22 protein-coding genes are annotated in these 25407 nt (G+C 68.7%); 15 read left to right on the plus strand and 7 right to left on the minus strand.

What is annotated here, in order from left to right; genetic code table 11:
- The first annotated feature begins 123 nt into the window (after nucleotides 1-123).
- Complete coding sequence (locus NE358_RS06725) at nucleotides 124-1743, plus strand: sensor histidine kinase (RefSeq protein WP_289942433.1); 1620 nt, start codon at nucleotides 124-126, stop codon at nucleotides 1741-1743.
- On the plus strand, nucleotides 1740-2897 hold the full coding sequence (locus NE358_RS06730) for a diguanylate cyclase domain-containing protein (RefSeq protein WP_103209880.1): 1158 nt from the start codon (nucleotides 1740-1742) through the stop codon (nucleotides 2895-2897). The genes NE358_RS06725 and NE358_RS06730 overlap by 4 nt, the downstream gene beginning before the upstream one ends.
- Nucleotides 2898-2906: 9 nt before the next feature.
- Here NE358_RS06730 and NE358_RS06735 read toward each other — a convergent pair whose 3' ends face one another.
- Nucleotides 2907-3281, minus strand: a complete 375-nt coding sequence (locus tag NE358_RS06735; RefSeq protein ID WP_103209877.1) for a response regulator transcription factor — start codon at nucleotides 3279-3281, stop codon at nucleotides 2907-2909.
- A 112-nt stretch (nucleotides 3282-3393) separates the two neighbouring features.
- Here NE358_RS06735 and coaE point away from each other — a divergent pair, with 112 nt between their 5' ends.
- Together coaE and uvrB are read left to right on the plus strand one after the other, a co-directional pair.
- The gene (gene coaE, locus NE358_RS06740) at nucleotides 3394-3996 is read left to right on the plus strand and encodes a dephospho-CoA kinase (protein ID WP_103209874.1); all 603 of its coding nucleotides are present in this window, start codon (nucleotides 3394-3396) and stop codon (nucleotides 3994-3996) included.
- A gap of 81 nt (nucleotides 3997-4077) precedes the next feature.
- A complete protein-coding gene (gene uvrB, locus NE358_RS06745; RefSeq protein ID WP_103209872.1) occupies nucleotides 4078-6147 on the plus strand; it encodes an excinuclease ABC subunit UvrB in 2070 nt (689 codons plus the stop codon).
- 202 nt (nucleotides 6148-6349) lie between these two features.
- Here the strand turns inward: uvrB and NE358_RS06750 are convergent, their stop codons facing one another.
- Nucleotides 6350-6586: a hypothetical protein gene (locus tag NE358_RS06750; protein WP_174799708.1), complete on the minus strand. Its 237-nt coding sequence runs from the start codon at nucleotides 6584-6586 to the stop codon at nucleotides 6350-6352.
- Between the two features lie 36 nt (nucleotides 6587-6622).
- Between NE358_RS06750 and NE358_RS06755 the strand changes: the two genes are divergently transcribed.
- The 11 genes from NE358_RS06755 (at nucleotide 6623) to NE358_RS06805 (ending at nucleotide 18760) form a co-directional block, all read left to right on the plus strand.
- The gene (locus NE358_RS06755; RefSeq protein WP_289942434.1) at nucleotides 6623-7051 is read left to right on the plus strand and encodes a MarR family winged helix-turn-helix transcriptional regulator; all 429 of its coding nucleotides are present in this window, start codon (nucleotides 6623-6625) and stop codon (nucleotides 7049-7051) included.
- A gap of 164 nt (nucleotides 7052-7215) precedes the next feature.
- Entirely contained in the window at nucleotides 7216-10137 is a 2922-nt protein-coding gene (gene uvrA, locus NE358_RS06760) for an excinuclease ABC subunit UvrA (protein WP_103210021.1), read from the plus strand.
- A 2-nt stretch (nucleotides 10138-10139) separates the two neighbouring features.
- On the plus strand, nucleotides 10140-12083 hold the full coding sequence (uvrC, locus tag NE358_RS06765) for an excinuclease ABC subunit UvrC (protein ID WP_103209867.1): 1944 nt from the start codon (nucleotides 10140-10142) through the stop codon (nucleotides 12081-12083).
- A 31-nt stretch (nucleotides 12084-12114) separates the two neighbouring features.
- The gene (gene rapZ / locus NE358_RS06770; RefSeq protein WP_103209864.1) at nucleotides 12115-12996 is read left to right on the plus strand and encodes an RNase adapter RapZ; all 882 of its coding nucleotides are present in this window, start codon (nucleotides 12115-12117) and stop codon (nucleotides 12994-12996) included.
- A gap of 40 nt (nucleotides 12997-13036) precedes the next feature.
- On the plus strand, nucleotides 13037-14014 hold the full coding sequence (whiA, locus tag NE358_RS06775) for a DNA-binding protein WhiA (RefSeq protein WP_103209861.1): 978 nt from the start codon (nucleotides 13037-13039) through the stop codon (nucleotides 14012-14014).
- A 203-nt stretch (nucleotides 14015-14217) separates the two neighbouring features.
- Complete coding sequence (locus NE358_RS06780; RefSeq protein ID WP_499318434.1) at nucleotides 14218-14931, plus strand: superoxide dismutase; 714 nt, start codon at nucleotides 14218-14220, stop codon at nucleotides 14929-14931.
- Nucleotides 14932-15033: 102 nt separating this feature from the next.
- Complete coding sequence (gap, locus tag NE358_RS06785) at nucleotides 15034-16044, plus strand: type I glyceraldehyde-3-phosphate dehydrogenase (protein WP_094734144.1); 1011 nt, start codon at nucleotides 15034-15036, stop codon at nucleotides 16042-16044.
- 6 nt (nucleotides 16045-16050) lie between these two features.
- A complete protein-coding gene (locus NE358_RS06790) occupies nucleotides 16051-17265 on the plus strand; it encodes a phosphoglycerate kinase (RefSeq protein ID WP_141378218.1) in 1215 nt (404 codons plus the stop codon).
- Nucleotides 17262-18044 (plus strand): triose-phosphate isomerase, encoded by a 783-nt coding sequence (gene tpiA, locus NE358_RS06795; RefSeq protein WP_499318437.1) that lies wholly within the window; start codon nucleotides 17262-17264, stop codon nucleotides 18042-18044. The genes NE358_RS06790 and tpiA overlap by 4 nt, the downstream gene beginning before the upstream one ends.
- 112 nt (nucleotides 18045-18156) lie before the next feature.
- Nucleotides 18157-18405, plus strand: a complete 249-nt coding sequence (gene secG, locus NE358_RS06800) for a preprotein translocase subunit SecG (RefSeq protein WP_056232190.1) — start codon at nucleotides 18157-18159, stop codon at nucleotides 18403-18405.
- Between the two features lies 1 nt (nucleotide 18406).
- The gene (locus NE358_RS06805) at nucleotides 18407-18760 is read left to right on the plus strand and encodes an RNA polymerase-binding protein RbpA (RefSeq protein ID WP_055955187.1); all 354 of its coding nucleotides are present in this window, start codon (nucleotides 18407-18409) and stop codon (nucleotides 18758-18760) included.
- An 86-nt stretch (nucleotides 18761-18846) separates the two neighbouring features.
- On the opposite strand, the gene NE358_RS06810 is transcribed toward NE358_RS06805, so the two are convergent.
- The 5 genes from NE358_RS06810 to NE358_RS06830 all read right to left on the minus strand — a co-directional run bounded on the left by NE358_RS06810 (nucleotide 18847) and on the right by NE358_RS06830 (nucleotide 25334).
- The gene (locus NE358_RS06810) at nucleotides 18847-19587 is read right to left on the minus strand and encodes a hypothetical protein (protein WP_246078322.1); all 741 of its coding nucleotides are present in this window, start codon (nucleotides 19585-19587) and stop codon (nucleotides 18847-18849) included.
- A 5-nt stretch (nucleotides 19588-19592) separates the two neighbouring features.
- Nucleotides 19593-21038, minus strand: coding sequence for a polysaccharide deacetylase family protein (locus NE358_RS06815; RefSeq protein WP_289942436.1), 1446 nt, complete (start codon nucleotides 21036-21038; stop codon nucleotides 19593-19595).
- Nucleotides 21039-21127: 89 nt separating this feature from the next.
- On the minus strand, nucleotides 21128-22942 hold the full coding sequence (gene glmS, locus NE358_RS06820; protein WP_289942437.1) for a glutamine--fructose-6-phosphate transaminase (isomerizing): 1815 nt from the start codon (nucleotides 22940-22942) through the stop codon (nucleotides 21128-21130).
- Nucleotides 22942-24006 carry an NAD-dependent epimerase/dehydratase family protein gene (locus NE358_RS06825; protein ID WP_289942438.1) on the minus strand — a complete coding sequence of 355 codons (1065 nt, stop codon included), beginning with the start codon at nucleotides 24004-24006 and terminating at the stop codon, nucleotides 22942-22944. Before NE358_RS06825 ends, glmS begins: the two co-directional genes overlap by 1 nt.
- On the minus strand, nucleotides 24003-25334 hold the full coding sequence (locus NE358_RS06830; protein ID WP_103209844.1) for a nucleotide sugar dehydrogenase: 1332 nt from the start codon (nucleotides 25332-25334) through the stop codon (nucleotides 24003-24005). The genes NE358_RS06825 and NE358_RS06830 overlap by 4 nt, the downstream gene beginning before the upstream one ends.
- Nucleotides 25335-25407: the final 73 nt, after the last annotated feature.

The following is a 25407-nucleotide window of genomic DNA, read 5'->3' on the forward strand; positions in this document are numbered from 1 at the left end:
GGTGGGCGCTTCGGGGGCAACTTCGGGTTCCGACACCCCCGGCCGGGGCGTGAACAGGGCGTGAACGGCGTGCCGCGGGCCCTTGCCCGTGCCGCACGCGAGTGAAACGCTATCGTCGAGGCCATGGCGCCCCCGACCCCGAGCGAGCGCTTCGGTCTGCGTCGCAGCATCGTGGCGAGTCAGACATTGCTCGCGGCGGCGACCCTTCTGGGTGCGGTCGTGTCGATCACGGTCGGGCAGGTGGTCCACGCCTCGCTCTTCTTCGCGGGTACCGCCCTTGTCTTCGCGGGTGCGATCGCCGCCGTGCTCCTGCCCTGGCAGAAAATGCCGAGGTGGGTCATCGGCGTCCTCCCGATCCTCGACGTCGTGGCCATAGCCGTGATGCGCGAGAGCGCCCCGCTGGCGGGCCTCGGGCTGCTGTGGACTTTCCCCGCGATCTGGATCGGGACGGTGTTCGGCCTGCGCGGTGTCATCGCCGTCTCGCTGACGGTGTCGGCCGTCGTCGTCCATCAGCTCGCGACGGATGACCTGCAGCGGTTCGCGTCGTCGACTCTGGTCTTGCCGTTCACCGTGGCGGCGCTGGCATCGATGGCTGCGCTCACGGCGCGGCGCGGACGCGCTCAACGCGTTCTGCTCGAAAAGCAGTCCGCCGAGCTGCGCCGCGCCCTCGATCGCGCCCGGCGTCAAGAGGATCTGGTGACCGAGGTTCTGGATGCCGTCGACTTCGGCGTGACGCGCATCACTCCCGCGGGAGAGTTCTCCGTGACCAACACCGCCCACGGACTCCTCTTGAACAGCACCGACGCCTTCGGACGGGAGATCGCCGTCTTCGCTGCCGACGGATCGACGGCGATCGCCCCCGATGCGACGCCGCTGGCTCGCGCGCGCTCGGGCGAGACCTTCGAGGCAGAGGTGGTCTGGTACGGCTCGCCCGGCGAGGACCGCCGGGCACTCAGCATCACCTCACGACGTCTACCCGGCAGTGATTCCGAGGAGACCGGGGGAGTGGTCGTATCGCGCGACGTCACGGTGGAGGAACAGGCGCGTCGCGCCCGCGAGGATCTCGTGTCGAGCGTCTCGCACGAGTTGCGCACACCGCTGACGTCGATCATCGGCTACCTCGAGCTCGCCCTCGACAACGACTCCCTCGACGGGGGCACGAGGGACCGCCTGGAGGTCGCGGAGCGCAATGCCTCGCGGTTGCTCGAACTCGTCGCCGACATCCTCGCGGTCTCGTCGACTTCCCGGGAGGGCTTCGGCGTCGAACTCGACCTGCGGCCGACCGACGTCTCGGCCATCGTGCGTTCAGCGATCGAGTCGATCGCTCCGCGGGCGCAAGACCATGGCATCCGGATCGAGACGGGGGATCTCGCGCCCGCTCGGGCCTTCATCGATGGGCGACGTGTACGCCAGGTCATCGACAACCTGCTGTCGAATGCCGTCAAGTACAACCCTCGCGGGGGATCGGTCGCCGTGTCGGTGAACGACGACCCGCATTCGGTCACGGTCACGGTCACGGACGACGGGCCCGGGATCAGCGCGAGCGAGCAGCCTCGTCTGTTCGAGCGGTTCTTCCGGGGCGACGCCGTGCGCATGTCGTCGACCCACGGCAGCGGCCTGGGCCTGGCGATCAGCCGCGACCTCGTTCGCGCCCACGGGGGCGAGATCACCGTAGTGACGGCGGCGGGTGAAGGCGCGACCTTCACCGTCCGGCTGCCCCGCGAACCGAGGGAGACCCCGTGATTCTCGACGTCCTCACCTTGCAGACGGCGGCCACGCTGGTCATCGTCGCCTCGACGGTGATGTACCTGCTCGACACTCTCATGCTCAAGGACGGTCTCCCCGGGCGCCTGTGGGCGAGCGCCTACCTCTCGGGGACGTTTTCGGCGACCTGCTACCTCGCGTGGCTGCTTCTTCCCGACGTGTACGTGGCGGTGGCTGTGGGCAACGGCGCGTTCGTCGCCGCGACGGGCTTCATCTGGCTGGGCGGTGTCGCGTTCAACGGCCGCTCGGTGCGCCGACCCGCGATCGTCCTCAGCGCGACGGTGCTGGTGGTCGTGGTCGCCGCTCTCGCAGCCGGCCCCGGCGGCGGGTCATGGGCGGGAGCCGTGCCGTTCTTCCTCGGCAACGCCGTCTTCGCGGCGACCGGAGCGGTCGAGACACGGAGAGGGGCGATCGCTCGGCGCTGGAGCTCGTCCGGGCTGACGGCGGTCCTCGTGGTCGAGACGGCGTGGTTCGTCGCGCGCGCCGTCGTGTTCCTGTGGCTCGGACCCGAAAGCGACCTGTTCCGCGACGTCTTCGACACGCGGGTTTCGGCGATTCTGACGATTGCGCTCGTCATCGCGGCGCTCGTGGTGACTTCGGTCCTCCGGGCGAACGAGTCCGCGCTTCGCGGGACATCCGAGGTGCGGCGACTCTCGGTGGACGCCCACGGCGTGCTGTTCCGCGAATCCTTCGAGTCCACTCTGGCCATCGTCTGCGGTCGCGCCGAGGCCGCCGGCGAGGGGGTCTGTGTGATCGGAATCCGGATCGACGATCTCAAGCGCGTCGCCGTGGCCTTCGGGCCCGACGACGCGGAACGACTGGCGCTCGAGGTGCGGGCGTCGGTTCGTCGGCACGCGCCGACGATGGCGCTGGTGGGGGAGACGGATGCCGCCGGCCTCTCCGTCGCGTTCACAACGACGCCGGCGACCGATGTCCGCCGCGTTGCCCGGATCTTGCACCAACGGGTGGTCGCGGATCTCGCACGACTCGGCGCGGCCATCGTGCCCGCGGTAGGCGTCGGACTGGCCGTTGCCGCCGACCACGGCTACCACTCGGTGGCCCTCACGAGCCGCGCCGATGAGGCCGCTGCCCGCGCCGCCGAGACGGGTGAGCAGGCGTTCGGGCTCGCCTGAGAGCGACCCTCAGCCGCGCACGGACCGAGCGAGATCGGTAACCCGCTGGCGAAGCTCGCGGGGGCGGAAGGGCTTGGTGAGATAGTCGTCGGCGCCGGCCTCGCGTCCCGCGCGCTGTTCGGCTTCGTCGGCTCTCGCACTCACCATGAGGATGCGGGTGTCGCTGAAGGCGCGAATGCGTCGGGCGGTCTCGAATCCGTCGATCCCGGGCATGCTGACGTCGAGCGTGGTGACGATCGGGGCATGGAGACGGACGAGCTCGACCCCGTCGAGGCCGCTGGCGGCCGCGTGGACCACGTAGCCGGCGCCCTCGAGCACCGCCGTCACGAGGAGGCGGATGTCGAGATCGTCCTCGATCACCACCGTGGTGGGGGGTGCGGTCATGGTGGGGCCTTCGTCGGGCCGGATCGGGCGAGCGGCCTGGGGGAATGCTAGACGACGGGGCGGCGAAACGCCTCCCCGGTGGGAGGACGTGCGGATGTGGCATCCTCGTCGGGTGCCTCTTCTCGCGTTGACGGGTGGGATCGCCTCCGGCAAGTCCACCATCGCCGCCCTGCTCGCCGACCGTGGAGCCGTCGTCGTCGACGCGGACGCCATCGTGCGAGAGGTGCAGGCTCCCGGGTCGCCGGTGCTCGCGGATATCGCGGCGGAATTCGGAACCGCGGTGCTGCGGCCCGACGGTTCTCTCGATCGGCCCGCTCTGGGCGCCCTCGTGTTCGGGCACCCCGACCGGCTCGCGCGGCTGAACGCGTTGGTGCACCCGGCCGTGCGCAGCGAGTCGCAGCGCCGGTTCTCTTCGGCCTTCGCGGCGGACCCGGCCGCTGTCGTCGTGTACGACGTGCCCCTCCTCGCCGAGGCGCGCGGCGGCGAGTCGTGGGATCTCGTGGTCGTCGCGCACTGTCCCGCGGATCTTCGCGTGCGACGGCTCATCGACACGCGTGGGCTGACGGAGGCCGACGCCCGCGCCCGCATCGGCTCGCAGGCGAGCGACGAGGAGCGGATCGCTCTGGCAGACGTCGTCATCGACACATCCGCCGACATGGAATCCACGCGTCGGCAGGTGGACGAGCTCTGGGAACGAGTGATGCGAGCCGCCTGACCCCGTGCCGGCGAGCCGTGCGCTCGCGCACGGCGAACGCAACCCGGCCCCGATGTCGGAGGCCCCGCCTACGCTGGTCGTATGCAGGCCACGCGCTCCGTCCGTCCCTTCGAGGTCATCAGCGAATACACCCCCTCCGGCGATCAGCCACAGGCGATCGCCGAGCTCGCGGGCCGCATCAACGCGGGCGAGACCGACGTCGTTCTGCTGGGCGCCACCGGTACCGGTAAGTCGGCGACGACGGCCTGGCTCGTCGAGCAGGTGCAGCGGCCGACCCTCGTCCTCGCGCACAACAAGACGCTCGCGGCGCAGCTGGCGAACGAGTTCCGAGAGCTCATGCCGAACAACGCGGTCGAGTATTTCGTCTCGTACTACGACTACTACCAGCCCGAGGCCTACGTTCCGCAGACGGACACCTTCATCGAGAAGGACAGCTCGATCAATGCCGAGGTCGAGCGACTGCGCCACTCGACGACCAACTCCCTTCTCTCTCGCCGAGATGTCGTCGTCGTCTCGACGGTCTCGTGCATCTACGGCCTCGGCGCGCCCGAGGAGTATCTGCGAGCCATGGTCGCCCTGCAGGTGGGGGAGCGCTACGACCGCGACGCCCTCATCCGCAAGTTCATCTCCATGCAGTACAACCGCAACGACGTCGATTTCTCACGCGGGAATTTCCGCGTGCGCGGCGACACGATCGAGATCATCCCGGTGTACGAGGAGTACGCCATCCGCATCGAGATGTTCGGCGACGAGATCGAGGCCCTGTATCTTCTCCACCCGCTCACCGGCGACGTGATCGAGAAGATGGACTCCGTTCCGATCTTCCCGGCGTCGCACTATGTCGCCGGCACCGAGACCGTGCAGCGCGCGATCGGCACAATCGAGCACGAGCTGGAGGAACGCCTCAAAGAGTTCGAGTCGCAGGGCAAGCTCCTCGAGGCGCAGCGCCTACGGATGCGCACGACCTTCGACCTCGAGATGCTGCAACAGCTCGGTTTCTGTTCGGGCATCGAGAACTACTCGCGGCACATGGACGGCCGCATGCCGGGAGATCCGCCGCACACCCTCCTCGACTTCTTCCCCGACGACTTCCTGCTCGTCATCGACGAGTCGCACGTCACGGTGCCGCAGATCGGCGCCATGTACGAGGGCGACGCGTCGCGCAAGCGCACCCTCGTCGAGCATGGCTTCCGTCTGCCGAGCGCCATGGACAACCGCCCGCTGCGCTGGGACGAGTTCAAGGAGCGCGTCGGTCAGACGGTGTACCTGTCGGCGACGCCGGGTCGCTACGAGATGGGCATCGCCGACGGCGTGGTCGAGCAGATCATCCGCCCGACCGGTCTCGTCGATCCCGAGATCATCGTGAAGCCGTCCAAGGGGCAGATCGACGACCTCCTCGAAGAGATCCGCGTGCGGGTGGAGCGCGACGAGCGCGTGCTGGTCACGACGCTCACCAAGAAGATGGCGGAAGAACTCACCGACTTCCTCGGGGAACACGGGGTGCGTGTGCGCTACCTCCACTCCGACGTCGACACGCTGCGCCGCGTCGAGTTGCTGACCGAATTGCGCGCCGGTGTGTACGACGTCCTCGTCGGCATCAACCTTCTTCGCGAAGGTCTCGACCTCCCCGAAGTGTCCCTGGTGGCGATTCTCGACGCCGACAAAGAGGGGTTCCTGCGCAGCGGGACTTCGCTCATTCAGACCATTGGTCGCGCCGCCCGAAACGTCTCCGGTCAGGTGCACATGTACGCCGACAAGATGACCGACTCGATGAGCAAGGCGATCGAAGAGACCGAGCGTCGTCGCGAGAAGCAGATCGCGTACAACACCGCGCACGGGATCGACCCGCAGCCGCTGCGGAAGAAGATCGCCGACATCACCGAGGTCCTCAATCGCGAGGCGTCCGACACGAAGAATCTGCTGTCACGCACGGACAAGTCCGGCAAGGGCAAGTCGCCGACCCCGTCGCTACGGCGCACCGGCATCGCTGCGGAGGGCGCGGACCAGCTCGAATCCACGATCGCCGACCTGACGCAACAGATGCTCGCGGCCGCGGCCGAGCTGAAGTTCGAGCTCGCCGGACGCCTTCGCGACGAGGTTCAGGAGATGAAGAAAGAGCTGCGCGCCATGGAGCGCGCCGGTCACGCCTGAGACCGCGAGGCGCGCCCCTGAGGCCTTCGTCCGACAATGCGTCCGATGCTCGCCCGCGTGGACGGACGCGGGACCTCGAGTTTGCGCGCCCAGGACGGCGCAAGCGGGCTCGAGACGGGTCGCCGACGGCCGGACCATGGCGCTACGCCCTCGTTGCGGGATCCGTCGTATCTGGCAGTGCCGGGGGAATCTGCGTGGGCACTCAGGGGCAGTGCAGCAGTGGCTTCGGGCCGGAGCGATCGACGGAGTGCTCGGCCATCGCGCGACCGCAGAGCGGGCAGGGGCGCCCCGTCCGGGTGGGTTCGGGGGTGGTCTCGTACGGGCCGACGGACGCGGGGCCGGCGACGCGGATGAGACGCGTATTGAGGTACTGGTACCAGCCGCCGGCGTCGCGGACACGCTCGCGCAGCGGCGGGCGATCGGCATCCTTTCGTGTCATGATTATTAGTGTACTAACTAATTGAGGAGATGGCGTGTGGACGACCCGCTGAAGCTCGAGAACCAGGTCTGTTTCGCCCTGGTCACGGCAGCGCGCAACGTCGTGTCGATCTATCGACCGGTGCTCGAGCCCCTCGGTCTGACCCATCCGCAGTATCTGGTGATGCTGGCGCTGTGGGAGGAGGCCCCGCGTTCGCTCGGCGCCCTGGCGGCCGAACTCGCAATGGAGCCCGCCACGCTGTCGCCTCTGGTGAAGCGTCTCGAGGCGCAGGGGAGGGTGCGGCGCGCGCGCCGGGTCGACGACGAGCGCGTGCTCGACATCGACCTCACCGACGAGGGGTGGGCGCTGCGCACGGCGGCGCTCGAGGTGCCGGGGAAGATCATGGCGCGGGTCGGCGTCGACGAGGACGCGCTCAAGGCCCTGCGAGACGGGCTCGCTCTCTTCGCGGGACAATCGAACGTCTGAATCGCATCGCCGGTCTCCGGTCGCGACGGGGCGAGATGCGGTGCCGCACTCTCGCACATCCGTGCGGCCGGGGCGAACCCGGGGCCGATGTCGGAGGTCCGACCTAGACTTAACACGTGCCCATCGTTCCTGTCGCCCAGCCCTCGCCGTCCGCGAATTCCGGTATCAGCGGAAAGCTGAGTGTCCGGGGTGCGCGCGTCCACAACTTGAAGAACGTCGACCTCGACATCCCGCGCGATTCGCTCGTCGTCTTCACCGGTCTGTCGGGCTCGGGAAAGTCGAGCCTCGCGTTCGACACCATCTTCGCCGAGGGTCAGCGCCGTTACGTCGAGTCGCTCAGCGCCTACGCGCGTCAGTTCCTCGGGCAGGTCGACCGACCCGACGTCGACTTCATCGAGGGGCTGAGCCCCGCGGTCTCGATCGACCAGAAGTCGACCAACCGCAATCCCCGCTCGACGGTGGGGACGATCACCGAGATCCACGATTACATGCGTCTGCTCTGGGCGCGCGTCGGCGTACCCCATTGCCCCGACTGCGGTGCGCGCATTCAGCGACAGACGGTCCAGCAGATCGCCGACCAGCTCATGGAGCTCCCCGAGCGGACGCGCTACCAGATCGTCGCGCCCGTGGTCACCCAGAAGAAGGGGGAGTTCGTCGACCTCTTCAAAGAGCTCAGTGCCAAGGGCTACGCTCGCGCGGTCGTCGACGGCGAGCTCGTGCAGCTGGCGGAGCCGCCGACACTGAAGAAGAGCTATAAGCACGACATCGCGGTCGTGGTCGACCGACTCGTGGCATCCGGAGACAACCTCAGTCGAGTGACCGACTCCGTCGAGACGGCGATGGGGCTCGCCGGCGGCATCATGCAGGTCAACTACGTCGACGAAGAAGGCGACGACGCCTGGCAGTCCTTCTCCGAGAAGCTGGCGTGCCCGAACGGGCACCCTCTGCAGCTCACCGAGATCGAACCGCGCACCTTCTCGTTCAACGCGCCCTTCGGCGCGTGCCCGGTCTGCTCGGGCCTGGGTACTCGCATGTCCGTCGACGTCGACCTCATGCTCGGAGACGAAGAGCTCTCGATCCGCGACGGCGCGATCCTGCCCTGGACGACCCAGGGCAAGGGGCTCTTCCAGTACTACGAGCGCCTTCTCGAGGGCCTCGCGCGCGACCTGGAGTTCTCGCTCGACACCCCGTGGAAGGACCTCTCTCACGATGTGCAGCAGGCGGTGCTCCGCGGTGAGAACTACAAGGTCACCGTCAAGTGGAAGAACCGCTACGGCCGCGAGATGCGGTACTCGTCGGGGTTCGAGGGCGTCGTGCCCTACATCGAGAGGCAGTACCTCCAGGCAGAGTCCGACACTCAGCGCCAGCGGTGGTCGGAGTATCTCCGCGAGGTTCCGTGTGCGGTCTGCGACGGTGACCGTCTGAAGCCCGAGGTGCTCGCGGTGCTCGTCGACGGCACGTCGATCGCGGCGGCCTCGCGCATGAGCCTCGCCGACGCCCGCGAATTCTTCTCGCAGCTGACGCTCACCGACCGCGAGGCGACAATCGCCGCGGCCGTGCTGCGCGAGATCCGCGCGCGACTCGACTTCCTGCTGCAGGTGGGTCTGAACTACCTGAGCCTCGGCCGCGCGGCCGGCACCCTGTCGGGCGGCGAGGCGCAGCGCATCCGCCTCGCGACGCAGATCGGCTCGGGCCTGACCGGCGTGCTCTATGTGCTCGACGAGCCCTCGATCGGCCTGCACCAGCGCGACAACCGTCGCCTCATCCAGACGCTCGAAACGCTGCGCGACCTCGGCAACACCCTCATCGTCGTGGAGCACGACGAAGAGACGATCCACGCGGCCGATTGGGTCGTCGACATCGGACCCCGCGCCGGCGTCGATGGAGGCAACGTCGTGCACTCCGGCCCTCTCTCCGGCCTGCTGACCGACGAGAACTCGCTCACGGGCGCCTATCTCTCCGGCCGCCGCTCGATCGAGGCACCGAAGAAGCGTCGCAAGATCGACAAGAAACGTCAGGTCACGGTTGTCGGCGCGCGCGAGAACAACCTGCAGAACGTCACGGCCGACTTCCCGCTGGGCGTCCTGACGGCGGTGACCGGCGTCAGCGGTTCTGGCAAGTCGACGCTGGTGAACGGCATCCTGTACGAAGTCCTCGCGTCCAAGCTGAACGGGGCGCGACGCGTGCCCGGTAAGCACACGCGCGTGACCGGTCTCGACAACCTCGACAAGGTCGTGCACGTCGACCAGGCCCCGATCGGCCGCACTCCGCGCTCGAACCCGGCGACCTACACCGGAGTGTTCGATCGCATCCGCAGCCTCTTCGCCGAGACCCCCGAGGCGAAGGTGCGCGGCTACCAGGCCGGTCGGTTCAGCTTCAACGTCAAGGGCGGGCGCTGCGAGGCGTGCTCGGGTGACGGCACGCTGAAGATCGAGATGAACTTCCTTCCCGACGTGTACGTCGACTGCGAGGTGTGCCACGGCAAGCGCTACAACCGCGACACGCTCTCGGTGCACTACAAGGGCAAGAACATCGCCGAGGTGCTCGAGATGCCGATCTCGGAGGCCGCGGAGTTCTTCGAGCCCATTCAGGCGATCCACCGATACCTCAAGACCCTCGTTGACGTCGGTCTCGGGTACGTACGCCTGGGTCAGTCGGCGACGACGCTGTCGGGGGGCGAGGCGCAGCGCGTCAAGCTCGCTACCGAGCTGCAGCGCCGCAGCAACGGCCGTTCGATCTATGTTCTCGACGAGCCCACCACGGGTCTGCACTTCGAGGATGTCTCGCTGCTGCTCAAGGTGCTGAACGGTCTCGTCGACAAGGGCAACACCGTCATCGTGATCGAGCACAACCTCGACGTCATCAAGAGCTCCGACTGGGTCATCGACCTCGGGCCCGAAGGTGGCGCCGGCGGCGGCACGATCGTGGCCACCGGAACGCCCGAGCAGGTCGCGAAGGTCGAGGGCAGCCACACCGGCTCTTTCCTGGCGGAGCTTCTCGAGACCGGCCGGACCGGCGCGCAGCGCAACATCGCTGCGGTCGAGAGCGGCGACGCCGAGCGAGAGCTCGTGAGCGCGGCGGGCTGAGCGTGGCACCACGAGAACGGGTATCGCACCTCTCGTATCGTCCCAAAGCCGGCGAGATCCCCACAAACCCGGGGGTCTACCGGTTCCGGGATGCCGAGGGGCGCGTGCTGTACGTCGGCAAAGCCAAGAACCTCCGCGCCCGCCTGTCGAACTATTTCGCTCCGCTGCATTCCCTGCACGAGCGCACGCGGCGCATGGTGACGACGGCGGCGAGCGTCGAATGGACGGTCGTTCCGAGCGACATCGACTCCCTGCAGTTGGAGTTCATGTGGATCAAGGAGTTCGATCCGCCCTTCAACGTCCGCTACCGCGACGACAAGTCGTATCCGTACATGGCGATCACCCTCGCCGACGAGGCCCCGCGCGTCATCGTCACGCGCAACCCCAAGATCCGAGGGGCCAAATACTTCGGGCCGTACCCGAAGGTGTGGGCGGTGCACGACACGATCGACCTGATGATCAAGGTCTTCCCGATCCGCACGTGCAGCGATTCCTCGTACAAGAAGGCGATGGCATCCGGTCGGCCCTGCTTCCCCGGCCAGATCGGCCGGTGCGGCGGGCCGTGCTCGATGAAGGTGACGATCGAGGAGCACCGTGCCGTCGTGAACGATTTCATCGCCTTCATGTCCGGCGGTGACCAGCGCTTCACGCGCGAGCTCACCGCCCGCATGAAAGAGGCGTCCGCCGCGATGGATTACGAGTCGGCGGCCCACTACCGAGACCGCCTGCAGGCCATCGACGCGGTGCTCGGCAAGAGCGCGTTGGTGCTCGCTTCGGACACGGATGCCGATCTCTTCGGAATCGCGGAGGACGAACTCGCCGCCACCGTCCAGCACTTCGTCGTCCGGGGTGGGCGTGTGCGCGGCGTGCGGGCGACGACCATCGAGAAAGAGATCGACATCTCCGGCGCCGACCTCGTCGATCAGGTGCTCCAGCGCACCTACGGCGATGCCGACGCGAGCGACATCCCGCGGCAGGTGCTCGTCCCCGAGCTTCCCGACGACGCCGAACAGCTCGAGGATTGGCTGCGCGAACGCCGCGGCCGCCCGGTGACCCTGCAGGTCGCCCAGCGCGGCCGGAAGGCCGACCTGCTGAAGACCGCGACGCTCAACGCGCAGCAGGCGCTGATGCTTCACAAGACCCGCCGCACCAGCGACTACGTCGCGCGGTCGCAGGCCCTCACCGACCTTCAAGAGGCGCTCGGAATGACCGAGGCGCCGCTCCGCATCGAGTGCTTCGACATCTCGCACCTCTCGGGCACCAACGTCGTGGCATCCATGGTGGTCTTCGAAGACGGTCTTCCTCGCAAGGACCAGTACCGTTCCTTCGGGGTCGCCGAGACGACGGACGACACCGACTCGATGTACCAGGTGCTCAGCCGGCGACTCGCCTACCTCGATCGTCCCGACGAGATCGAGCCCGAGACGGTCGACGGCGCGATCGTGGCCGACCCCGACTCCGAAGAGGCGACCGCGGACGGCGAGGTTGTGACCGCGCGAAAGCGCCCTCGCTTCGCCTACCGCCCGCAACTGCTCGTGGTCGACGGTGGTCAGCCGCAGGTCGCGGCGGCGGCGCGTGCTCTCGCCGACGCGGGTCACGAAGAGATCGCGCTGTGCGGCATCGCCAAGCGCCTCGAAGAGGTCTGGCTGCCGGGGGAGGAGTATCCGGTCATCCTTCCCCGCACGTCCGAGGCGCTGTATCTGCTGCAGCGCCTGCGCGACGAGGCCCACCGATTCGCGATCGTCCACCAACGCAAGCGCCGCAAGCGCGACATCACGAGTGTGCTGGCAGAGGTGCCGGGTCTCGGAGACGCCCGTATCAAGGCGCTCCTGCGGCACTTCGGCTCGGTATCAGCGCTCAAGAACGCCACGCCCGACGAGATCACGGCCCTCCCCGGCATCGGCCCGACGCTGGCCGAGGCCATCCACACGCATCTGGCTCGGTAGGCTGGGATCACACGACGGGAGGCGATCGTCCATGGAACCGGCACGCGATGACGAGCCAGGAGAGGTGCTGATCGTCACGGGCATGTCGGGTGCCGGGCGATCCACGGTCGCCAACGCCCTCGAGGACCTCGATTGGTACGTCGTCGACAACCTCCCGCCCCGCATGCTGCGCCCTCTGCTCGAGCTCACCGAGCTCGCCGGGGGTGCGGTTCCACGGGTGGCGGTGGTCGTCGACGTGCGCGGCCGATCGCTCTTCGGCGACCTGCCCGAGGCGATGCGAACCCTGCAGGCGAACCGGCAGCTACGGGTGGTGTTCCTGGATGCCAGTGACGCAGTGCTCGTGAGACGCTTCGAGGCCGTGCGCCGACCGCATCCCCTGCAGGACGACGGAACGATCCTCGACGGGATCCGTCGCGAGCGGGAGCGTCTCGCGCCCGTGCGCGAGGCGGCCGACGTGGTGATCGACACCTCGGCGTTGAACGTCCACCAGCTGTCCCTGCGGACGGTCTCTCTCTTCGGCGAAGAGGGTGCCGCGCGGCACACCGTCACGCTCATGAGCTTCGGCTTCAAGTACGGCCTCCCGCCCGACGTCGACCTCGTCGCGGACATGCGATTCCTGCCGAACCCGTTCTGGAATGACGAGCTGCGCGCCCTCACCGGCGAGGATCCTCGCGTGCGGGAATACGTGCTGGCGCAGGAGGGCGCGTCGGAGTTCCTCGACGCGTACGCGACGGCGCTGCGCCCCGTGATGGAGGGGTATCAGCGCGAGAACAAGCGGCATTCCGTTGTGGCAGTGGGCTGCACGGGCGGCAAGCACCGCTCCGTCGTGATGGCCCGTGAGTTGGCTGCACGTCTGTCCGATGTGCCCGGGGTGGCCGTGCGCGTGGCTCACCGCGACCTCGGTCGCGAGTAGGCTGTACCGTCGTCCCCGCCGCCCCCACCCGAGGAGAACCGTGCCGCTGACCGCCGACGTGAAGGCCGAACTCATCACCGTTCGCGACCCGCGCCCGACCGCGCGCGTCGCCGAACTGACGGCCCTCCTGCGCTTCTCCGGTGGTCTGCACTCCATCGCCAACCGCGTTGCGGTGGAGGCCGAGCTCGACTCCGACATCCTGGCGCGTCGTGTGGCACGTGACCTCATGGAGCTCTACGGCGTGCGCCCCGAGCTGCACCACGTGCAGGGCTCCGGAGGGCGAGCGGGCGGTCTCTACGCCGTGCGCGTGATCGAGGCCGGCGAGACCCTCGCCCGTCAGACCGGGCTGCTCGATCAGCGCCGCCGCCCCGTCCGCGGCCTGCCGAACAAGCTCACCACCGGTTCGCGTCCCGACCTCAGCGCCATCTGGCGCGGGGCGTTCCTGGCCGCGGGTTCGCTCAGCGACCCGGGTCGCTCGGCGGCGCTCGAGATCTCATGCCCCTCCTCGGAGGCGGCCATGGCTCTCGTCGGGGCCGGCCACCGGATCGGAATCCCCGCCAAGGCCCGCGAGGTGCGCGGGGTCCCGCGCGTCGTCGTGCGCGACGGCGAGGCGATCCGCGGAGCACTGTACGAGATGGGCGCCCGCCGCACCGCGGGGGAGTGGGACCAGATGCGCCAGCGTCGCGAGGTGCGCGCCGGCGTCAATCGGCTCGTCAACTTCGACGACGCCAACCTCCGCCGCTCGGCGCAGGCGGCCGTCGCCGCGTGCGCCCGTGTCGAGCGCGCGCTCGAGATCCTCGGCGAAGAGGTGCCCGCGCACCTCCAGCAGGCGGGCGAACTTCGCCTCGCCCACCGCGACGCGAGCCTCGACGAGCTCGGACACCACGCCGACCCGCCCCTCACCAAGGACGCCGTCGCCGGCCGCATCCGTCGCCTGCTCGCGATGGCCGACAAGAAGGCCGAGGTCGACGGCATCCCCGGTACCGAAGCCGCCGTGCCGGTGGGCGCCGAGGACTGAGCGCGGCAAGGGCCGGCGAGGCCCGCGGACGCCGACCGGCTTCGACCTGAGTGTCCCGGATGCCGGGAGCCCTGGCATCCCGAGTGGTCGCCGATCTCGAGACTTCTCAAGACCCGAGCTCCGTCCTCCCCGACGCGCCCGGGCGTCTAATGTGCGTCATCGGGGGAAGCAACCCCGGTGCGCCGTGGTTACCCCTCAGTAGGATGAAATCGTCACCCTCGCTGCTCGGTTCCTCGGCACGTCGTTACGACGCAGAGGTCTCGGCGGCGCCCGATTCGGAAGTTGAGATCATGGCGAAGTACACGCTGCCCGAACTGCCCTACGACTACTCTGCGCTGGAGCCGCACATCAGTGCGACCATCATGGAGCTGCACCACAGCAAGCACCACCAGACCTACGTCAACGGCGCCAACACCACTCTCGACCTCCTCGCCGAAGCGCGCGAGAAGGGCGATTTCGCCAACATCAACCGCTTGCAGAAGGACCTCGCGTTCAACCTCGGCGGCCACACGAACCACTCCATCTTCTGGACGAACCTGTCGCCCAACGGGGGGGACAAGCCCACCGGCGACCTCGAGTCCGCGATCGACGACCAGTTCGGTTCGTTCGACGCGTTCCGCGCACAGTTCACCGCTGCGGCGCTCGGTGTGCAGGGCTCGGGCTGGGCGGGTCTGTTCTGGGACTCGATCGGTGAGAACCTCGTCATCCAGCAGTTCTTCGATCAGCAGGGACAGATCGTCGCGGGGACCGTTCCGATCCTCCTGCTCGACGTCTGGGAGCACGCCTACTACCTCGACTACAAGAACGTCCGCGCGGACTACGTGAAGGCCTTCTGGAACATCGCCAACTGGGACGACGCTCAGAAGCGCTTCGCGGCCGCCCGGGAGAAGACCTCGGGTCTGCTGGTACTGTCGTAAACGGTGTGGCGTCCCGGCGGGACACCCGCCGGGACGCCGTTGTCCGCCAGCGAACATCGCAATCACGCGCTTCTCGCGCACAACTGATTCAGGAGATATTCCGTGACCGTCAAGATCGGAATCAACGGCTTCGGCCGTATCGGACGCAACTACCTTCGTGCGGCTCTCGCGCAGGGTGCCGACCTCGAAATCGTGGCGGTGAACGACCTCACCGACAACAAGTCGCTCGCGCACCTCCTCAAGTACGACTCCGTCGGCGGCGTGCTGACCGAGGACGTCTCGTACACCGCAGACTCCATCACGGTCGGCGACAAGACCATCAAGGTTTTCGAAGAGCGCGACCCGGCCAACCTCCCCTGGGGTGAGCTCGGCGTCGACATCGTCATCGAGTCCACCGGCCGCTTCACCAAGGCCGAAGACGCCAAGAAGCACATCACCGGCGGCGCCAAGAAGGTTCTCATCTCGGCTCCCGCCACGGGCGACGACGCGACCATCGTCATGGGCGTCAACGAAGAGACCTACAACCCCGAGACCGACGTCATCATCTCGAACGCGTCGTGCACCACGAACTGCCTGGCGCCCCTCGCCCAGGTGTTCAACGAGGCCTTCGGTATCGAGCGTGGTTTCATGATGACCGCTCACGCCTACACGGCCGACCAGAACCTGCAGGACGGCCCGCACAGCGACCTTCGTCGCGCGCGCGGCGCGGCGATCAACATCGTCCCCGCCTCGACCGGTGCTGCCAAGGCCATCGGCCTGGTCCTGCCCGAGCTGAACGGCAAGCTCAGCGGCTCGTCCTACCGCGTTCCGGTCCCCACCGGCTCGATCGTCGACCTCACGATCGTCACGCCCACCGAGGGCTTGACCGTCGACCAGGTCAACGAGGTCTACAAGAAGGCCGCTGCCGAGGGTCGTCTCAACGGCATCCTGCAGTACACCGAGGACCCGATCGTGTCGAGCGACATTCAGGGCAACCCGCACTCCTCGATCTTCGACGCGGAGCTGACGAACGTCAGCGGCAACCTGGTCAAGGTCTCGTCGTGGTACGACAACGAGTGGGGCTACTCCAACCGTCTCGTCGACCTGACCGAGTACGTCGCCGAGCGCCTGTAACCCTTCATGGCTCTGCGCACCCTCGATTCGCTGGGGTCGCTGGCCGGCACGCGCGTCATCGTCCGTTGTGATCTCAACGTTCCTCTCAAGGACGGGATCATCACGGACGATGGCCGCGTGCGCGCGTCGCTGCCGACCCTCAACGCACTGATCAACGCCGGCGCGCGTGTGGTCGTGTGCTCGCACCTGGGCCGCCCCGAGGGGGCGCCCGATCCGAAGTACTCGCTCGAGCCGGTCGCGCAGCGCCTGTCCGAGCTGCTCGGCCAGCCGGTCGCGTTCGCCCGCGACACGGTGGGCGAGTCCGCTCACGATGCCGTCTCCTCGCTGGAGAACGGTGAGGTCGCCGTCATCGAGAACCTCCGCTTCAACGCGGGGGAGACCTCCAAGGACGAGTCCGAGCGCCAGGCTTTCGCCCGCGAGCTCGCCGGCCTGGGCGACGCCCTCGTGTCGGACGGGTTCGGCGTGGTGCACCGCAAGCAGGCGAGCGTCTACGACCTCGCCCAGATCGTGCCGTCCGTCGCGGGCCTTCTCATCCAGAAGGAACTCGAGGTCCTCGACCGTCTGACGGAGAACCCGGAGCGCCCCTACACGGTCGTGCTCGGCGGCTCGAAAGTCAGCGACAAGCTCGGTGTCATCGAGCACCTGCTCCCTCGCGTCGACAGGCTGCTCGTCGGCGGCGGCATGATGTTCACCTTCCTCGTCGCCGAGGGCCACCAGGTCGGCTCGAGCCTGCTCGAGAAGGACCAGATCGACACCGTGAAGGGCTACCTCGCCACGGCGAAGGAGCGCGGGGTCGAAATCGTCCTCCCCGTCGACGCGGTCGTCGCGGCGTCGTTCTCGGCCGATGCCGAACACGTGGTCGCGGACGCCGATGCGCTCGAGGAGACCCCTTTCGGCGCTTCGGGGCTCGGTCTCGACATCGGTCCCCGTACCGCGGAGATCTTCGCAGACGCCATCCGCGGCTCGCGCACGGTCTTCTGGAACGGCCCCATGGGTGTGTTCGAGATGAAGGCGTTCGAGGCCGGCACCAAGACCGTCGCCCAGGCGCTCACCGAGGTCGACGGCCTCAGCGTCGTCGGCGGCGGTGACTCCGCCGCGGCCGTGCGTCAGCTCGGTTTCGCGGACGACGCCTTCGGCCACATCTCCACGGGTGGCGGCGCGAGCCTGGAATTCCTCGAAGGCAAGAAGCTTCCCGGACTGGAGGTCCTCGGATGGCAGTGAACAGAACCCCACTCATCGCCGGCAACTGGAAGATGAACCTCGACCACCTGCAGGCGGTCGCGTTCGTCCAGAAGCTGCACTGGACGCTGAAGGAAGCAAAGCACGAGGCCGGAAGCGTCGAGGTCGCGGTCTTCCCGCCGTTCACCGATCTGCGCACCGTGCAGACGCTGCTCGACGCCGACAAGATCGATTTCGCGCTCGGCGGTCAGGACCTGTCGGCCCATGATTCGGGTGCGTACACCGGCGAGATCTCCGGTCAGTTCCTGGCCAAGCTCGACGCGAAGTACGTCATCATCGGGCACTCGGAGCGTCGTCAGTTCCACAACGAGACCGACGAGGTCGTCGCAGCGAAGACCCAGGCGGCACTACGCCACGGTCTCGCGCCGGTCATCTGCGTCGGCGAGACCTCGGAGGACCTCGAGAAGTTCGGCGCCAGCGCCGTTCCCGTCGGTCAGCTCGAGGTCGCGCTCGAGGGCGTTGCGGCGGATGCCGACATCGTCGTCGCCTACGAGCCTGTGTGGGCCATCGGCTCGGGTCAGGCGGCAACGCCCGACCAAGCCCAGGAGGTCTGTGCCAAGCTCCGCGCGGTCGTCGCCGACAAGCTCGGTGCCGATGCGGCTGCTCGCACGCGCGTTCTCTACGGCGGTTCGGTGAAGTCGGGCAACATTGCCGGCTTCATGCGCGAGCCCGATGTGGACGGCGCCCTGGTGGGTGGCGCGAGCCTCGTCGTCGACGAGTTCGCGGCTATCGTCCGCTTCCAGAAGCACGTCGGCGTCTGACGCCGACGAGATGCCCGCGGCGCTTCGCCGCGGGCATCCGTGCGTCCGGGACGCCTCCCCGTATACTTGACGCTTGTGCGGTCGACCTGATCGCTACGAAAGGCTTTGGACTGTGCAGATTCTCGAGTTCGTCCTGCAGGTGCTTCTGGGTATCACCAGCCTCCTGCTGACCCTGCTCATCCTGCTTCACAAGGGACGCGGTGGCGGTCTGTCCGACATGTTCGGCGGCGGAATGAGCTCCGCCCTCGGGTCGTCTGGTCTCGCCGAGCGCAACCTCAACCGTTTCACGATCGTGCTCGCGCTGGTGTGGTTCGTCACCATCGTCGGTCTCGGTCTGCTGACCAAGTTCGCGGAGATCTGACATGGCCACCGGAGGCAACGCCATCCGTGGTTCGCGCGTCGGCGCGGGCCCCATGGGCGAGCAGGACCACGGCTTCCACGCCGATCGTGTCGCCGTGTCGTATTGGGACGCACTCGGCAACGAGACCGTGCGCTACTTCGCGGCGGGTATCCCCGACGACGAGATCCCCGAGACGATCGATTCCCCGCACTCCGGCCTTCCGGCCGGACGTGACAAGGCGAACCCGCCGGCCCTGGCCAAGGCGGAACCGTACAAGACCCACCTCGCGTACGTGAAGGAGCGCCGCAGCGACGAAGAAGCCGCTTCGCTCCTCGACGACGCCCTGCAGCAGTTGCGCGAGCGCCGCGGGCAGTAAGCCCGCGTCGACGACTTTTCGCAGAGGGCCGGATGCCATGGCATCCGGCCCTCTGTGCTGTGTGCGGCGCGGGCGGTGGACGCGCGTCAGCGGACGGGCGAGTCGGTGACGAGACGGGTCCAGGGCCCGGGTGGGACGTCGGCGTCGTCGACGAAGGCCCAGTCGACGCGGTCGTCGTCGCCGTTGAGATCGGCGAAGCCCAGGCAGCCGTTCAGCGCGGGCGACACGTCGAGTCCCGCGCCGTTGTATCGGGAGTTGGCGGGGCGGCGGTCGTCGGAGCCGAAGACGTACGCGGCGTCGCGGTACTCGCCGGGGCCGGCGTCCTCGATCTGCCCATAACAGACGCGTCCGCCCTTGTGCAGGACGACCCAGCGGTTCTTCATGAGGCTCGACGAGGGATCGTCGACGAGGGAGGAGTACGCGGGGTCCTTCGCCCACGGAACGACCTCGCCGCGGGTGGCGAAGCCCTCGGCGTCGTTGACGTCGTCGAAGGGGAGGTCCAGGTAGAAGGGGTTCTCCCGGGGCGTCATGGCGGTGGGGAAGTACCCCGTCTCGGCGGTGCGCTCCTCGGTTCGGCACTCGGCTCCGTCGTCGATCCCGTCGCATCCGCCGTAGGAGCCCAGCCAGTCGGAGTCGTAGGTCGAGAGACGTTGGCTGCCGTCGGAGGTGTTCGGATCGAACACCTCTCCGATCCAGAACGTCGTCGCGACGATGTCGGTGTGCCAGGGGTAGCCGGTGTCGGGGCGCGGAACCGCGGGCGGGGCGCACGCCGACAGGCCGGCGGCGGCGACCACCACGAGGGTGATCGCCGCCGCCGGCCGTGGCATCCGCGTCATCCGGTGACGTCGCTCTCGGTGGGGTGGACCTTCTCCACCGGACCCTGCGGAGGAGTCGCGGTCATCGGCGCGAACGAGGGGGCTGTCACGGTGGCCGGGGCCAGGGACGGAGCGCCGGCGCTGTCGTAGAGCTGCAGATCGTCGGTGCGGAGGGTGCCGTTGCCGAAGATCGTCAGCGCGAAGCTGATGCCCGTGTAGCCGGCCGGGATCGCCGAGGTCGTCCAATCGGCCTGCGTCCAGTCCGTCGCCGAAGCGAACCAGGGGCTGGAGGTCCAGTACGACCACGAGCCGCTCGTGGATCGGAGGTACACGGCGAACTGCGTCACCCCGCTCGCTTGGTACCACTCCCGCAACGTGTACGTCTTTCCGGGCGTCACAGTGGGGGAGCACTGACCGAGATCGAACTGCGGGAGGAGCTTGGCGTCTCCGTCGACGTCGTTCGACATCACGATGCCGCTGGCGATATTGCCGGTGTGCGCGGGAGACCCCGTGCTGAAGACGGGGGAGTTGTTGCCGTACCCGCCCCTCATCCAGCAGTCGGGGGCGCCGGTCTCCATGCTCGGATTGACGATGCCGTTGGTCGACCCCGTCACCGCGGGCACGGAGGGGCCGTCGACCACGGGCTTGGCAGTCCCGCCGATGACGTCACCGACGGTCTTGACCACGGTGCCGGCCGACTGGCGCGTCTTCAACCACGACGTGAACAGGGTGAACAGCGAGGTGGTCACCGCCAGATCGCTGCAGGCGTTGTCGCAGATGTCATGGAAGGTGTACGGGACCCACCCTCCGCCGTTCTTCTCGGCGTTGGTGACCCCGGCCTTCAGGTCGTCGAGCGTCCAGGTCGCGTCGACCTGGTCGAGGGCCTTCAGCGCGTACTTCGCGGCGGGACGCGTGGACTCCGCGTAGGCGCAGTCCGGGCAGCCGAAGCGACTGCGGATGTCTCCCAGGAGGCGTCCGCTGTTGTACCCGCACGTGGCGACCGCCTTCTCGACGGCTGCCGTGCTCGAGGCGAAGGGATAGGCGAAGCTGCGCACCGTGAAACCCCAGGAGGTGAGGTTCTTCCGGTCGGTGCAGATCTGCCGGGTGGCCTCGTCGACGCTCACCTGCGCGAGATCGGGATGGTTGACGGTGTGCCCGCCGATCTCGTGCCCCGCGTTCTTCAGGGTGGTCAGATCGGACCGCGTCATGTGCCCCGCGGCGCCGATGAATCCGGAGTTGATGTAGAACGTCCCCTTCATCCCGTTCGCCTGGAGCGCGGGGAGGGCGTTCAGTTGATCGGAATTGGCGTCGTCGAAGGTAAGGCTGACGATCGTCGTGGTCGCGGCCTGCGCCGGGGCCGCGGGAGCGGAGGCGATGAGCCCGCTCGCGCCCACGGCGACGGCGACGAGGACCGCCAGGGCTCGGCCTCGCCGACGCCCGGGGGCGACGTGTCGGTGGATCATGGGGGCGTCCTTTCGGATGGGGAGGGTCCGTCGGCGGACCCGGGAGGTGTCGGAACCGCGCCCGGAGGCGCCGGTGACGGCGCGGCCGGTCATGCGACGGTCACCGACTTGGCGAGATTGCGGGGCTTGTCGACGTCGCGACGCAGACGCAGGGCGAGTTCGCGCGCGAACATCTGCAGCGGGACGACAGTCTCGAGCGGTCCCCACGAGGGGCCGGTACGCGGCAGGTGCAGCGGCAGGCCGCCGACGGTGAGCACGCGCTCGCCCACGCGCAGCACCCGGCCGCCACGTGCGTGGATCTCGGCCACGTCGACCTCGAGCCGCGGGTCGCCGTTGTCGACGACGAACACAGGGGTGCCGGCATCCACCAGGGCGAGGGGACCGTGCTTGAGTTCTCCGGCCGGCTGGTGCTCGGTCCAGCGGTACGACAGTTCTTTCAGCTTCAGCGCGCCCTCGGCCGCGTAGACGAGACCGGAACCGCGACCGAGGAAGAGGAAGCCGGGGGAGGTGACGAACTCCGCGGCGAGCTCTGCGGCGCGGCCGCGCCACGCGTCGAGGGCGGCGGCGAGCGCATCGGGGGTCGCGGCGAGGGCGCGCAGGTCGCCGTCGATCGCCAGCGCGTCGGCCCGCGCCGACGCCGACAGGCCCGAGAGTGCGAGGCACGCGCCCGTGAGCACCTGTGCGATGAAGGTCTTCGTCGCGGCCACCCCGATCTCCGGTCCGGCGAGGCAGTCGAGCACGGCGTCGGCCCGCCGGGCGAGCGTCGATGAGGGATTATTGGTCAGGGCCAGCAGCGTCCGATCCCGCTCGGGGAGGCCGTCCAGCGCGCGCAGGACGTCGGCGGTCTCGCCGGACTGGCTGAGGGCGATCACCAGGGTGCGCGGCTCCCAGACCTCGTGCGCCGCCTCGCTGGCGACGAGGGTGCGCGTGGGCAGCCCGCCCAGGCGGGAGAAGACCCCGGCCACGGCCCGACCGGCGTGCAGGGACGTGCCGCACCCGAGGATCGTCACACGGTCGATCTCGTCGAGCGGGGGTAGGCCCGCCCCGCCCCACAGTCGTCCGTCGGCGATGCCGGGGGTGAACACGTCGAGCACGCGTCGGGCCACGGCCGGCTGCTCGTCGATCTCGTTGCCCATGTGGTCGCGGTGGCGTCCCGTGCTGGCGAGGAAGGCCGTCTGGGGCACGGGCCAGAGGCCGCGCGGACGACAGCTGCCGCCGGGGCGGTGCCAGCGCATGCCCTCGGCGTCGACCTCGACGATGTCGTCGTCCTCGAGCACGCGGAACGTCTCGACCACCGGCGTTACCGCGCCCACGTCGCTGGCGAAGTACACGCCCTCGTCGCCCTCGGCGAAGATGAGGGGCGAGCCGTGCGCGGTGGCCGCGAGGGTCCCCGAGCGCGCGTCGAGGGCGACGATCGCCCACGACCCCGCGAGGCGCGTGGCGGCGTCGGCGAGGGCGTCGCCGAGACCCGTCCCCGGGCGAAGCGCCTTCTCGAGCAGGTGCACGATGACCTCGGTGTCGACCTCGGTGGCGAACCGGTGTCCGTCGGCGACGAGGCTCGCTCGCAGCACGTCGGCGTTCTCGATGATGCCGTTGTGCACCACGAAGAGCCGTCCGCTGCAGTCCTCGAGCGGGTGGGCGTTGCGTTCGTTCACCTCACCGTGGGTGGCCCAGCGGGTGTGGCCGATCGCCGCGGTCGTGGCATCCATCCCCGACTCGTCCGAACGCACAGCGTCGGTGAGGGATGCCACGCCGTCGAGGGTCCGCACGTGCAGGGTCGTCCCGTCGAGATTGCGGGCGGCGATGCCGGCGGAGTCGTAGCCCCGGTACTCGAGGCGCTCGAGGGCGCACCGAGCGCGCGAGGCGGCGGCCGAGGTCCCGCGGTACGCGGTGATGCCGCACATCAGAGGACCCCGCGGAAGGAGCCCGCGCCGGCGAGCGGCATGGCGTCGGAGCCGTAGCGTTCGCGCGAGAGCAGATCCGCGGCGACGCGCATGATGGTCGAGGTCAGCGAGGTGTGCGGCTCGTAGCCCACGAGGTCGTGCGCCTTGGTGTTGTCGGGCACGCGGCGACGCATGTCCTCGAACCCCGGGGCGTAGGCCTGCTCGTAGGGGACGAGCTCGACCGTACTACGGCTGTCGAGGGTGCGGATGATCTCGCTCGCGAGATCGCGGATCGAGATCTCGCGCGCACCGCCCAGGTTGTAGGCCTGGCCGCGAGCCCGTGGGTCGCGTTCGATGAGCACCATCGCGGGGACCACGTCTTCGACCGCCGAGAAACAGCGGGTCTGCTCCCCGTCGCCGAAGACCGTGAGCGGCTGGCCGCGCAGAGCCTGCCCCACCAGGTTGGGCAGCACCATGCCGTAACGGCCGGTCTGGCGGGGTCCGACGGTGTTGAACAGGCGCACGATCGAGACGTCGAGACCCTCCTGGTCGCAGTACGCCTTGGCGAACGCCTCGTCGATGCCCTTCGCGCCGGCGTAGGTCCACCGCGAGAGCAGGGGGTCGCCGAGCACGCGGTCGGAGTCCTCGCGCAGGCGGTCGGCGGTGTTCTTGCCGTACACCTCGCTCGTGGACACCATCAACATCGACGCCTGGTGCTCGATGGCCGCGGTCAGCACGTTCTCGGTGCCGTGGATGTTGATGCGCAGGCCCCGCAGGGGCTGTTCGACGATGAGCTTCACCCCGACGGCCGCGGCCAAGTGGAAGACGCGGTCGCAGCCTTGCATCGCCGAGCCCACCGTCTTGGTGTTGAGGATCGAGCCGTGGATCATCTCGAGGCGCGGGTTGCCGGCGACGCCCGCGAGGTTGCGCGCGGAGCCGGTCGAGAGGTCGTCGAGAACGACCACCTCGTCGCCGAGGTTCAGCAGGTGCTCCACGAGGTGGCTGCCGACGAAGCCGGCGCCGCCGGTGACCAGCGTGCGCGTGGGGGCGCTCGCGGCTCCCGGGTAGATCGGAACGCCGCTCACAGCAGCACCCGCCCGGCGATGTCGGTGCTGCGGTACGTGCCGTCGACGACCACGGACTCGCCGTCGAGCCAGTCGAGGTCGCTGTCGTGGTGGCGCGTGTGGACGAGGACGACGTCGGGGTGAAAAGCTCCCGGATTGGTGAGCGAATCGCGTTCGCGCCCGGAATCCAGATGGATGTGCGGCGCATGCGTGTCGACGTACTGTACCTCTGCGCCGGCGTCGATGAGGTGATCGATGATCTCGAGGGCGGGGGATTCCCGCAGATCGGCGACGTCGGGCTTGTAGGTGACGCCGACGACGAGCACGCGGGCGCCGAGAGTTCCCTTTCCCGCGCGACCGAGCACGTCGCGGATGCGGTCGACCACGCGGAGGGGCCGGGCGGCGATCCGGGTCATCGCCTCGGTGATCACCCCGGCGTCGACGTGGAGGGCCTTCAGCTGCCACAGCAGGTAGTGCGGGTCGCACGGGATGCAGTGACCCCCGACCCCCGGGCCGGGGTAGAACGCCATGAAGCCGTAGGGCTTCGTGCTGGCCGCCTCGATGACCTCGGTGACCGGCACGTCGAGCGCGCCGCAGATGTCGGCGAACTCGTTGGCCAAGGCGATGTTGACTGCGCGGAACGTGTTCTCGAGCAGCTTGGTCATCTCGGCCGTGGCCAGGCTCGACACCCGGTGCACACGGGCGGCGTAACGTGCGAGGAGCCGCGCGCCCTCTTCCTCGCACTGAGCGGTGGCACCGCCGACGACGCGGGGGACGACCTCTTGGGCGAAGCCCACGTTGCCGGGGTCGATGCGCTCGGCGCTGAAAGCCACGAACACGTCGCGGCCGATCTGCATCCCGCGCTCGCGCAGGGGTTCCTCGACGAGGTCGTGGGTGCATCCCACGTATGTCGTCGAGGTGAGCATGACGAGCTGCCCGGGCCGGGCGGCGGCGACGACGGTGGCGCACGCCGCCCGGAGTGCGGTCAGGTCCGGGACCTGCTGGTGATCGACGGGGGTGGGCACGCACACGACGACCGCAGCGGCGCGGCTCAGCTCGGCGGTGTCGCTGGTGAGGCGGAACCCGGATGGTGCGTGCAGAGCCGCCTCGAGGCGTTCCCGGTCGGACTCGATGAGGTCGGCGCCCCGCGCGGCGATGGTGCGCAGGCGCCGCGGCGAGACATCGAGGGCGAGGACCCGGGACCCGCTGGCGTGGTAGGCCAGTGCCGTCGGGAGTCCCACGTAGCCGAGCCCTACGATCGCGACGTCGAAGTCGAACGTCCGCGTCGGGGCGGGGATCGGGGGCAGCGGCGTGACGAGCACGTCGGCGCGGACATCGAGAGTGGACATGGTCATCCTCCAGGGCAGGGTCCGAGGGGACGGCGGGGGAACTGCGGCGCCCCCTCGGACGATTCGGGTGGTC

Source organism: Sphingomonas sp. G5 (assembly GCF_052660795.1).